The organism is Pseudomonas sp. RIT778 (assembly GCF_019718735.1).
Taxonomy (GTDB): domain Bacteria; phylum Pseudomonadota; class Gammaproteobacteria; order Pseudomonadales; family Pseudomonadaceae; genus Aquipseudomonas; species Aquipseudomonas aphyarum.
The window spans coordinates 49,102-60,612 of sequence record NZ_JAIHBA010000038.1; the positions used below are offsets into that span (position 1 = coordinate 49,102).

Annotated in this window: 10 protein-coding genes and 1 riboswitch; of the genes, 4 read left to right on the forward strand and 6 right to left on the reverse strand. The window is 61.8% G+C overall.

Annotated features, from left to right (window positions below; genetic code table 11):
* Positions 1-121: 121 nt before the first annotated feature.
* The 4 genes from K5E37_RS24785 to ahcY all read right to left on the reverse strand — a co-directional run bounded on the left by K5E37_RS24785 (position 122) and on the right by ahcY (position 5,617).
* Entirely contained in the window at positions 122-1,990 is a 1,869-nt protein-coding gene (locus tag K5E37_RS24785) for a DEAD/DEAH box helicase (RefSeq protein WP_221535403.1), read from the reverse strand.
* A gap of 222 nt (positions 1,991-2,212) precedes the next feature.
* Entirely contained in the window at positions 2,213-3,025 is an 813-nt protein-coding gene (locus tag K5E37_RS24790) for an ABC transporter substrate-binding protein (protein WP_221535404.1), read from the reverse strand.
* A 147-nt stretch (positions 3,026-3,172) separates the two neighbouring features.
* Positions 3,173-4,018 carry a methylenetetrahydrofolate reductase [NAD(P)H] gene (gene metF / locus K5E37_RS24795; RefSeq protein ID WP_085608882.1) on the reverse strand — a complete coding sequence of 282 codons (846 nt, stop codon included), beginning with the start codon at positions 4,016-4,018 and terminating at the stop codon, positions 3,173-3,175.
* A gap of 189 nt (positions 4,019-4,207) precedes the next feature.
* Positions 4,208-5,617 (reverse strand): adenosylhomocysteinase, encoded by a 1,410-nt coding sequence (gene ahcY, locus K5E37_RS24800; protein ID WP_007959684.1) that lies wholly within the window; start codon positions 5,615-5,617, stop codon positions 4,208-4,210.
* 23 nt (positions 5,618-5,640) lie between these two features.
* A riboswitch (S-adenosyl-L-homocysteine riboswitch) is annotated at positions 5,641-5,739 on the reverse strand.
* Between the two features lie 197 nt (positions 5,740-5,936).
* Here ahcY and K5E37_RS24805 point away from each other — a divergent pair.
* Positions 5,937-6,344, forward strand: coding sequence for an acyl-CoA thioesterase (locus tag K5E37_RS24805; RefSeq protein ID WP_007959686.1), 408 nt, complete (start codon positions 5,937-5,939; stop codon positions 6,342-6,344).
* A 72-nt stretch (positions 6,345-6,416) separates the two neighbouring features.
* Positions 6,417-7,322 carry a formate/nitrite transporter family protein gene (locus K5E37_RS24810; RefSeq protein WP_127800356.1) on the forward strand — a complete coding sequence of 302 codons (906 nt, stop codon included), beginning with the start codon at positions 6,417-6,419 and terminating at the stop codon, positions 7,320-7,322.
* On the opposite strand, the gene K5E37_RS24815 is transcribed toward K5E37_RS24810, so the two are convergent.
* The gene (locus tag K5E37_RS24815; RefSeq protein ID WP_085667394.1) at positions 7,323-8,588 is read right to left on the reverse strand and encodes a sodium:proton antiporter; all 1,266 of its coding nucleotides are present in this window, start codon (positions 8,586-8,588) and stop codon (positions 7,323-7,325) included.
* 105 nt (positions 8,589-8,693) lie between these two features.
* Complete coding sequence (locus K5E37_RS24820; protein ID WP_085608885.1) at positions 8,694-9,863, reverse strand: MFS transporter; 1,170 nt, start codon at positions 9,861-9,863, stop codon at positions 8,694-8,696.
* Between the two features lie 219 nt (positions 9,864-10,082).
* Here K5E37_RS24820 and K5E37_RS24825 point away from each other — a divergent pair, with 219 nt between their 5' ends.
* Together K5E37_RS24825 and K5E37_RS24830 are read left to right on the forward strand one after the other, a co-directional pair.
* A complete protein-coding gene (locus K5E37_RS24825) occupies positions 10,083-10,916 on the forward strand; it encodes an EamA family transporter (protein WP_221535405.1) in 834 nt (277 codons plus the stop codon).
* A gap of 39 nt (positions 10,917-10,955) precedes the next feature.
* Positions 10,956-11,339 (forward strand): MAPEG family protein, encoded by a 384-nt coding sequence (locus K5E37_RS24830; RefSeq protein WP_007959694.1) that lies wholly within the window; start codon positions 10,956-10,958, stop codon positions 11,337-11,339.
* Positions 11,340-11,511 lie beyond the last annotated feature (172 nt).

Here is an 11,511-nt window from a genome sequence, read left to right on the forward strand (position 1 = left end):
AACGCCCCCGGTCTTGCGATCGGGGGCGTTTTTTATGGCCTGCCGTAACTCTCGTCTCGGCGGCGCGCAAAAAAAATGCCCCGGTTTTCAGGCCGGGGCATTTTTCATTGCAGTGGAAAACTCAGCGATTGCGGGTCAGCAAGGCCGGTTTTTCACCGCGTGGGCGGCTTGGCAGTTGATCCAGCTGCTCAGGCGTCGGGAAGCGGTCGGCTTTCGACTCCTTGTGCATGATCTTCGGTCCACTGCTGCGCGGGTTCTGCACGGCCGGTTCAGCGCGTTGCTGATCGTCACGGGCCGGGCGGCGGTTGCGCGAGTTCTCATCGCGACGACCCTGACCGTCACGCGGGGCACCGTTGCGTGGGCCGCTGCGCTTGCCTGGCGGAGTGCCGGTGCTCGAACCGTTGCTGTTGCGTGGGCCGTTCTGGCGACCTTGTGGCTGACCGCCGCGTGGTGCGCCCGAACCTGCGCCTTGCGCCGGAGCGCCCGGGCGACGGTTGCGACCACCGGCCGGAGCCTGCTTCGGCACGTAATCAACGCGGTTACCGAAGTTATCGATATCGTCGTCGAGGAATTCGTCCGGAGCACGGTCAGCAGCGGCGCGTGGCGGCTGGCTTGGCTGGCGCTGTTCGCGGGCCGGGGTGCCTTCACGCGGCTTTTGTTGACGGGCTGGACGCTCACCGCGTTCGCCGGCCGGTTTTTCCTTGCCCTTGTCTTTGCCTTTGTCTTTACGACCGCCGCCACCGCCGCCGCCATTCGGGCCGTCGCCGCGTGGGCCACGGGCATTGCGCGGGTTGCGCATGTCCGGACGTTCGCGGGCTTCCGGCTTCTCGGCCTCGATGGTGCTGGCATCGAAGCCCATCAGGTCGCCGTCGGCGATTTTCTGCTTGGTCATGCGCTCGATGCTTTTCAGCAGTTTTTCTTCGTCCGGTGCGACCAGCGAGATCGCCTCGCCCGAACGACCGGCACGGCCGGTACGGCCGATACGGTGCACGTAGTCTTCATCGACGTTCGGCAGTTCGAAGTTGACCACATGCGGCAACTGGTCGATGTCCAGGCCACGGGCGGCGATATCGGTCGCTACCAGAATGCGCACTTCACCAGCCTTGAAGTCGGCCAAAGCTTTGGTGCGGGCGTTCTGGCTCTTGTTGCCGTGGATCGCCACAGCCGGCAGGCCATGTTTGTCCAGGTACTCGGCCAGACGGTTGGCGCCGTGCTTGGTGCGGGTGAACACCAGCACCTGTTCCCACGCGCCGGCGGTGATCAGGTGGGCCAGCAGCGCACGCTTGTGGCTGGCCGGCAGACGGAATACGCGTTGCTCGATGCGCTCGACCGTGGTGTTTGGCGGCGTCACTTCGATGCGTTCCGGGTTGTGCAGCAGCTTGCCGGCAAGGTCGGTGATGTCTTTGGAGAAGGTCGCCGAGAACAGCAGGTTCTGACGCTTGGCCGGCAGACGCGCGAGGACTTTCTTCACGTCATGGACGAAGCCCATGTCGAGCATGCGGTCAGCTTCGTCGAGCACGAGGATTTCAACGTGGGACAGATCGACGCTGCCCTGGCCGCACAGGTCGAGCAGGCGACCCGGGCACGCAACGAGGACGTCCACGCCACGGGACATGGCCTGAACCTGTGGGTTCATGCCGACGCCGCCGAAGATGCAGGCACTGACGAATTTCAGGTCACGGGCGTAGATCTTGAAGCTGTCGTGAACCTGGGCCGCGAGTTCGCGGGTCGGGGTCAGGACCAGCACGCGCGGCTGGCGCGGGCCGTGACGCTGGGATTTGTCCGGGTGGCCGTTGGGGAACAGCCGCTCCAGGATCGGAAGGGCGAAACCGCCGGTTTTACCGGTACCTGTCTGTGCCGCAACCATCAGGTCGCGACCTTGCAACACGGCGGGAATGGCCCGCTGTTGCACCGGAGTAGGCTCGGTATAGCCCGCATCTTCGATAGCGCGGACCAAAGCCTCGGAGAGACCGAGGGAAGCAAAGGACATGAGTAATCCTGTTTCAGTTAGGGCTTGGCCCAATGGGAGTCTTGCCTGGCGCGAATGGCGTTTAAGAGGACGCAATCCCGTCCGGTCCTGCTGCGGTTCCGAAGGCACGTCCGGAGCGCTCGCGCGGGCTGAAAAGCTGCGCTGTAGCGGGTCGGGAGGCCTGTTACGGTTCCGGGCGTCCGGGCGTGAGCCTGGCGGGAACGCCGGAGTATAACAGAGCAATCACTGCGCGCCGCTTTCCTGCTGCTCAACGGTTTTGCCGCTGGCGGTGGCGGTGCCCAGCGGCGCCGTCAGGGTGGGGGCCGCGCCGTAGCGGGCGCTGAGTTCGGCATAGGCCGGTTCGCGCTTGAAACGCTTGAGTTCCGCGCCGAAGCGCTGCACCAGCAAATCCATCCCGGCATTGCGCCGCACGGCCAGAAACTGGCTCTGGCGGCTGATGACCGTGGGGTTTTCCGTGATCTTGTCGCGAATGCCCAGCTCATCGAGCAAATGCTGACCCACGCGGCGATCTGTGATCAGCAGGTCGATGCGCCCGCGCACCAGTTTGCCGAAGTTGGCTTCGTGGGTAGGGGCCGGTTCGCGGGTGAACAGAGTCGATTCGCGAAAGTCCGGGCTGTACAGATAGCCCGGCGAGGTGCCGACCGTCAGGCCCTTGAGGTCTTCAAGGCTGTGAAAAGGATGCGGTCGCTCGTTGGCATAGAACATCACGAACTCGACGTCCGACAACGGTTCGCTCGGGTAGAGCAGGGTGGCGTCGCGTTCGTCGCTGTGGAAGATGTCCAGCGCACCGTCGGCCTGGCCGGTTTCGAGCATCGACAGGCAGCGTTTCCACGGCAGGAACTGCCATTCGACTTCGATGCCCAGCCGCTTGAACACGATGGCGGTGGTTTCGTAATCGAGACCGAGGTTCTTGCCGCCCTGTTCATAGACGTACGGCGCCCACGGTTCGGTGACGATACGCAGCTTCTCGCCCCGAGCCGCAAAGCTCAGGCAAGCAAAAACCAGCACGGCGAAAAACTGCGTGATCAAAGGCATGGCTTGAGATTACGACGAGAAACGGCAAAGAGCCAGAAACTGGCCGCAGAAGCTCTGTTTCGGGCGTTAAAAGCAAAAGATCGCAGCGGCGAAAACGCTGTTGGCGTTGTCGCGGCTGCGATCTTCTGGTCTTGCGGTGACGTCTTTTTAGCGCGGCAGCTTCAGGTTGTTCCAGATCGCCAGGCTCGGTTCGGCCTGGTTCATGGAATAGAAGTGCAGGCCAGGCGCGCCGCCTTGCAGCAGGCGTTCGCACATCTCGCTGACGACCTGTTCGCCAAAGCGCTGAATGCTTTGGCTGTCATCGCCGTAGGCTTCCAGCTGCTTGCGGATCCAGCGCGGGATTTCCGCACCGCAGGCATCGGAGAAGCGCGCGAGCTTGCTGTAGTTGGTGATCGGCATGATCCCCGGCACGACCGGAATGTCCACGCCCAGCGCCTGCAAACGGTCGACAAAGTAGAAGTAGCTGTCGGCGTTGAAGAAGTACTGGGTGATCGCGCTGTCGGCGCCGGCACGGGCCTTGCGCACGAAGTTGGCAAGATCGTCTTCGTAATTGCGCGCTTGCGGATGCATCTCCGGGTAAGCGGCAACTTCGATGTGGAAATGATTGCCGGTTTCTTCACGAATGAATTCAACCAGTTCATTGGCGTGACGCAGCTCGCCGCTGGTCATGCCCATGCCGGATGGCAGGTCACCGCGCAGGGCGACGATGCGCTTGATGCCGGCAGCCTTGTACTCGTTCAGCAGGCCGCGCAGGTCGTCCTTGCTGTCGCCGACGCACGACAGGTGCGGGGCGGCGGGGATTTTGACTTCGCTTTCCAGCTGCAACACGGTGTTCAGCGTGCGGTCACGGGTCGAACCGCCAGCGCCGTAGGTGCAGGAAAAGAAATCAGGGTTGTAAGTGGCCAACTGACGGGCAGTGGCGAGCAGTTTTTCATGCCCAGCATCGGTCTTGGTCGGGAAGAACTCGAAGCTGTAGCGACGGTCTTGGGACATGGAGGGGACCTCCAGCTACAAGCTGCAAGCTTCAAGCTGCAAGAGCAGCGGAGGTGCGCTGGTCTCTTGTGCCTGAAGCTTGCGGCCTGACACTGTTTTGACAAATAGGGGCAGAGCTTTCGGGCTTCGCGCGGCAAGCTCGGCTTGTGGCCTTGCTTGCCGCTTGAAGCTTGAAGCTCGCAGCTGCTCTTAGTAGCGGTAAGCGTGCGGCTTGAACGGGCCTTCGACGGTCACGCCGATGTAGTCAGCCTGTTGCTTGGTCAGTTGAGTGACCACGCCGCCGAAGCCGCGAACCATTTCCAGGGCCACTTCTTCGTCGAGTTTCTTCGGCAGTACTTCAACGGTCAGGCGCTCGGCTTTCTGGGCTGGCGACAGGTCGGCGTACTTCTGGCCGAACAGGAAGATCTGCGCCAGAACCTGGTTGGCGAACGAACCGTCCATGATGCGGCTTGGGTGACCGGTAGCGTTGCCCAGGTTCACCAGGCGGCCTTCGGCCAGCAGGATCAGGTAGTCGTCGTTCTGAGCGTCGAAAGCGCCCGGGCCGGTACGGTGGATCTTGTGTACCTGTGGCTTCACTTCTTCCCATGCCCAGTTCTTGCGCATGAAAGCGGTGTCGATTTCGTTGTCGAAGTGACCGATGTTGCAGACAACGGCGCGCTTCTTCAGGGCTTTGAGCATGTTTGCGTCGCAAACGTTGACGTTACCGGTGGTGGTCACGATCAGGTCGATCTTGCCCAGCAGCGCTTTGTCGATGCTTGCTTCGGTGCCGTCGTTGATACCGTCGATGAACGGCGAAACCAGTTCGAAACCGTCCATGCAGGCTTGCATGGCGCAGATCGGGTCGACTTCGGAGACCTTAACGATCATGCCTTCCTGACGCAGGGACTGGGCCGAGCCCTTGCCCACGTCACCGTAACCGATGACCAGCGCTTGCTTGCCGGACAGCAGGTGGTCGGTACCACGCTTGATGGCGTCGTTCAGGCTGTGACGGCAGCCGTACTTGTTGTCGTTCTTGGACTTGGTCACCGAGTCGTTGACGTTGATGGCCGGGATTTTCAGCTCGCCCTTGGCCAGCATGTCCAGCAGACGGTGTACGCCGGTGGTGGTTTCTTCGGTCACGCCGTGAACGCGGTCCAGAACCTGTGGGTATTTGTCGTGCAGCAACTGGGTCAGGTCGCCGCCGTCGTCGAGGATCATGTTGGCGTCCCATGGCTGGCCATCCTTCAGGATGGTTTGCTCCAGGCACCACTCGTACTCTTCTTCAGTCTCGCCTTTCCAGGCGAAAACCGGGATGCCGGCAGCAGCGATGGAAGCAGCGGCCTGGTCCTGAGTCGAGAAGATGTTGCAGGACGACCAGCGCACTTCGGCACCCAGGGCAACCAGGGTTTCGATCAGCACGGCGGTCTGAATGGTCATGTGGATGCAGCCGAGGATTTTTGCGCCTTTCAAAGGCTGCTCGGAAGCGTACTTGCGACGCAGACCCATCAGGGCCGGCATTTCCGACTCGGCGATGATGGTTTCGCGACGGCCCCAGGCAGCCAGGGACATGTCGGCAACTTTGTAATCGTTAAAATCTGCAGGCGTGATAACAGCGCTCATGAAGAGCCTCCATTCGTAATGTATGCGAATGGGCGCCGTTGTGCGTTTAGTGTCCGGCCTGAGCCGGTCAACGCCCCATCCGAGCCTGACAGGTTGAACCTGCTGCAGCGCCCCTCGGACAGGTGGCGGGAAAACGGTAACAAGTGAAGGTTACCGTTTTGAAACGGGGGCGATTATAGCCGTCTAGACTGATCTTCCAAAGGGTTTCTGTCGGCCAGATGAAGATCGCTAATCGCGACCATAGTAGAAGCCTCATGGAGCATGACCGCTCAGTCTGCCAAGATGGCGCCATCATTCGGCAAGACGCTCAGGAGTGAAGATGAATTTCCACACCCGCAAGTGGGTAAAACCCGAAGACCTCAACCCCAACGGCACCCTGTTCGGCGGCAGCCTGCTGCGCTGGATCGACGAAGAAGCGGCGATCTACGCCATCGTTCAACTGGGCAACCAGCGCGTGGTGACCAAGTACATTTCCGAGATCAACTTCGTCAGCGCCTCGCGCCAGGGCGACATCATCGAACTGGGCATCACCGCCACCGAGTTCGGCCGCACCTCGATCACCCTGACCTGCGAAGTGCGCAACAAGATCACCCGCAAGAGCATCCTGACCGTCGAGAAGATGGTCTTCGTCAACCTCGGCGAAGACGGCCTGCCGGCCCCGCACGGGCGGACCGAGATCAAGTACGTCAAAGACCAGTTCAAGGATGAAACACCCGTTACCGAGTAATCGCACCACCCGGCGAACGGAAGCCGAGCGGCGCGTGTCGTAGCCTTATGACCCCGCCACCGGTTTCCCGCCATGACCACGCCAACAGACGGCAAGACCCCCGACCTCTCGGCCAAGGAACAACACGAAGTCGAGAAAAACCAGCCGCCCCGGGCGGCGGTCCTGCATGAAATCATCCGCAAACAGGGCGACCAGGAACTGGAGCGCAGCATCGCCGCGCTGTGGTGGTCGGCGCTGGCGGCCGGGCTGACCATGGGCCTGTCGCTGATGGGCATGGGCCTGCTCAACTCGCGTCTGCCCGAGGGCGACGAATTCAAGGTGATCGCCAGCTTCGGTTACTGCGCAGGTTTTCTCGCGGTGATCCTCGCCCGCCAGCAACTGTTCACCGAAAACACCCTGACCGCCGTGCTGCCGGTGATGACCAAACCGACGATCCGCAATTTCGGCCGGCTGATCCGGCTCTGGACGGTGGTGCTGTTCGGCAACCTGTGCGGGACGATTCTGGTGGCGTACGTGATGCTCGAACTGCCGATCTTCGACAGCAAGACCGACGAGGCCTTCCTCGAAATCGGCCGCAAGGTCATGGAGAACCACGCGAGTCAGATGTTCGCCAAGGGCATCGTTTCCGGCTGGATGATCGCCACCATGGTCTGGATGATTCCATCCATGGAGAGCGCGAAGATGTGGATCATCATCCTCATCACCTATTTCATGGCGCTGGGCGATTTCACGCATATCGTGGTGGGGTCGGCGGAAGTGTCGTATCTGGTGTTTGCCGGCGAGTTGCCGTGGAGTGATTTCTGGGCGGTGTTTGCCGGGCCGACCCTGGCGGGGAACATCATCGGCGGCAGTTTCATCTTCGCGCTGATCAGTCATGCGCAGATCCGCAGCGAAAGCGGCGCGCCAAAAGAAACGGACGGGCCGAAAGAGTCTGCGGATCAGGCTGAAAAGCCCGATCCGCAGCAGATCAGGAAATGATCAATGGTGCGCGGGCTCGGCAGCGGTTGCCGGCTCGTCGCGCGTTGCGTGCTTGACCAGTTTGCCGATGGTCAGGCCCTGCAACAGGATCGATGACAGCACCACGATGTAGGTGATGCTCAGCAGCAGATCGCGCTCCGGGCCCAATGGCAGAGCCAGTGCCAGCGCCACCGAAACACCGCCGCGCAAACCACCCCAGGTCAGGATCCGGATCGTGCCGCGCGGCACGGTGCGCCAGCGCCGCAACAGGACGATGGCGGGGGCCACGGTGAGCAGGCGCGACAGCAGAATCGCCAACGCCAGCAGACTTGCCGCCGCCACGTGCAACCAGTTGAACGGCAGCAGCAACAGCTCCATCCCGATCAGGGCGAACAGCAAGGCGTTGAGCATGTCGTCGAGCAATTCCCAGAAACCGTCCAGGTATTTGCGCGTCATGTCGTTCATCGCCAGGTTGCGACCGAGGTTACCGATGATCAGCCCGGCGACCACCATCGCAATCGGCGCCGAGACGTGCAGCTCGGTGGCCATTGCTGAACCACCGATCACCAGCGCCAAAGTCAGCATGACTTCGATCTGGTGCTGCTCGATGCTCTTGATCATCAGGTACACCAGATAACCGATCAGCCCGCCGAACAGCACGCCGCCGATGGCTTCATGGGCAAACAGCATGGCTGTGGCGCCGACGGTCGGGGTTTCACCCAGTTGCGCGATGCCCAGCAGCACGGTGAACACCACCACGGCGGTGCCGTCGTTGAACAGCGATTCGCCGACGATGGTGGTCTTCAGCGGCTTCGAGGCGTTGGCCGTACGCAGCACGCCGAGTACCGCAATCGGGTCGGTCGGGGAAATCAGCGCGCCGAACAACAGGCAGTAGAGGAAGCTCACGTGCCAGCCGAACAGGGCAAAAATGTAATAGGCGAGGCTGCCGATCACGGCGGTGGCGATCAGTACGCCGAAGGTCGCCAGCAGGCCGATCGGCCAGCGGTAGCTGCGCAGGTCGTTCAGGTTCACGTGCAAGGCGCCGGCGAACAGCAGGAACGACAGCATCCAGTTCATCAGCAGATCGCCGAAGTCGATCTGGCCGATCAGTTGCTGTACACGCTCTTCGAGGCCGGGGTAACCGAGCAGGCTCAGGCCTTGCAGCAACAGGGAAAACATCAGTGCGGTAACCATCACGCCGATGGTCGGGGGCAGGCCGATGAAGCGGAAATTCACGAAGGTGAGGAGGGTGGTGAGGCAGATGAAAGCGGCGACGAGTTCAAGCATCCGGGGTCCTTTGGATGGGGGGTGAAAGACAGCGCGCCCATTCATGGACGCAAGGGTTGGATGGGCTGACGCCGGGTGGGGACACAATTGTGTCCCCCGGGAAAATCAGCCGGACACATTGACCGCAGCGACACCCCGACGTTGCAGGTAGATGAAAAACAGCGCCGTCAGCACGGTCAGCACGCCCACCAGCGCGCCGGTCCACGGCAAGTCCGCCAGGTCCGCGCCGCTGGCTACCACCAATCCGCCGATCCACGCGCCGGCGGCATTGCCGAGGTTGAACGCGCTCTGGTTCAGGGTAGAACCGAGGTTCGGTGCTTCATGCGCCTGATCGATGATCAGCAGTTGCAGGATCGGGCACAGGGCGAAGGCAAAAATCCCCCACAGCACCAGCGTGATCGCCGCCGGAACCACCGAGCGGCTGGTCTGGCTGAACGCCGCCAGAATCAACACCACCGCCAGTGCGACACCCACCAGCGAAGGCAACAGGCGGCTGTCGGCCAGGCGCCCGCCGAGCATGCTGCCGCCGGTCAGGCCGACGCCGAACAACAGCAGCATCACCGTCACGCCGTGAGGGCTGACGCCGGTGATGTCCTGCAGAATCGGCGCGATGTAGGTGAACACGCTGAACAGACTGGTGGAGGCCAGCACGCTCATTCCCAGCGCCAGCAACACGTTGACCTTGCCCAGCACCTTGAATTCGCTGGCGAGGTTGGCCTTGTCCATCGGGATGTGTTTCGGCAACCACAGCCATTGGGCGAGGGCGGCGATCACACCAATCACCGAGACCGCCCAGAAGGTCGAACGCCAGCCGGCGTACTGGCCGAGCGCAGTGCCCAGCGGTACGCCGAGCACGTTGGCCAGGGTCAGGCCGGTGAACATCATCGCAATCGCCTGCGCCCGCTTGTTCGGCGCGACCAGCCCGGCGGCCACCACCGAACCGATGCCGAAGAACGCGCCGTGGCACAGCGCGGTGACCACCCGCGCCGCCATCAGCGTTGCGTAGTTCGGCGCCAGTGCGCACAGCACGTTGCCGAGGATGAACATCAGCGTCATGCCCAGCAGCGTGGCCTTGCGCGGCATGTTGGCGGTGCCGATCGCGAGGATCGGCGCACCGAACACCACGCCCAGGGCGTAGCCGGTGATCAACAGGCCGGCGTGGGGAATGCTCACCGCGAGGTCGCGGGCGACATCGGGCAGCAGACCCATGATGACGAATTCAGTGGTGCCGATGCCGAAAGCGGCAACAGCGAGTGCAAGCAAGGCGAGTGGCATGCGCAAGGTCTCTGTCGGTAGTCTTGACGCTTTGATCAGGCATACGCAGGCCGGCGACCGGTCTCGGACGAGAACGGGGCAGGCAGGAATTATTGGAATTTATCTGTGCGCAACTGAGTGCGGCGTGGTCGCTTGCAGTATAAACAGCTGCTGACACATCGCGAATCAATAATCTGACTAATTGGCTCAGGCTCAACAACAAGAATCAAGGAGTGGCACGTGCTGGCGACAGCTCTGGTGTTGGTAGCGGCGCTGTTGCACGCAGCGTGGAATACGTTGATCAAGTTCAGCGCCGAGCGTTTGCTGGTGGTGGCCTGCATGGACACCGTGGCGCTGTTGTTCGTCGCGCTGGCGTTCCCTTTCATCAGCCTGCCGCCGGCGGAAATCTGGCCGTGGATTCTGGCGTCGGCGGCGTTCGAACTGCTCTATCGTTATTTGCTGATCCAGGCCTATCGGGTCGGCGATCTGGGGCTGGTCTATCCGTTGATGCGCGGATTGTCGCCGCTGGTGGTGCTGGCGCTGACCCTGATCTTCGCCGGCGAAGTGCTGACCACCCAGCAGATCTTCGGGATCATGTTGATCCCGCTGGGCATGGCTTGCCTGCTCTGGCAGGGCGGCGGCGGGAAACACTTGCCGTGGTCGATGCTGCCGGTGGTGGCGCTGATCGGCTTGTGCATCGGTTGCTACACCTACATTGATGGCCAGGCGTTGCGGCGCTGGTCGCATCCGCTGGATTACCTGGTCTGGGTCACGCTGCTCAGTGCCTGGCCGTTTCCGATGCTGGCGTGGGTGGCCAAGCGTCCGGCGTTCATGCTGTTCTGGCGCGGACAATGGAAGCTTGGGCTGGCGGTCGGGTTCTGCGTGTTGTTCAGCTACGCTCTGGTGCTGTGGGCGATGCAGTTGGGCTCGATTGCCGAAGCGGCGGCGTTGCGTGAAATCAGCGTGATCCTGGTTGTGCTGTTCGGCATGCGTTACCTGAAAGAACCTTTCGGCCGGCCGCGGCTCTTAGCCTGTGGGCTGGTGCTGGTCGGCATGCTGGTCATGAAGTTCTGACCGCCCGGCAACTCTATAACTCGAAAAAAGGACGGCGTTATGACGGTGGCTCTGTGGTGCGTTTTGATTGCGATCTTTCTGCCCTACCTGTGCACAGGCGTGGCCAAGGCTGTCGGTGGGTATCGGCTGAGCGACAATCACGATCCCCGGGATTTTCTCGAAAGCCTGAACGGCGTGGCGCGACGTGCCCATGCGGCGCAACTGAACAGTTTTGAAGTGACGCCGGCGTTTGCGGCGGCGGTGATCGTTGCGCACCTGGTCGGCACGGCAGAGCTGGTGACGGTCAACGTGCTGGCGGTGCTGTTCATCACCAGTCGCCTGCTCTACATCATTTGCTATCTGGCGGACTGGGCGATTCTGCGATCGCTGGTGTGGTTTGTCGGGATGGGGCTGATCGCTTCGTTCTTCTTTGTGTCTGTCTGATTCTTGAGCGCTGCTACTGGCCTCTTCGTCGGATCGCCGCCCGGAGCAAGCCCGCTTGTATGTTTAGACTTGAAGGGGTGGGCGGGACTAAAAGCTCGATTCCGACTCTAGCCAGTACGGACCGTGGGAGACTTCTCGTCCCGCCCTTTCTACCTAAAGCGCCGATAAGGAA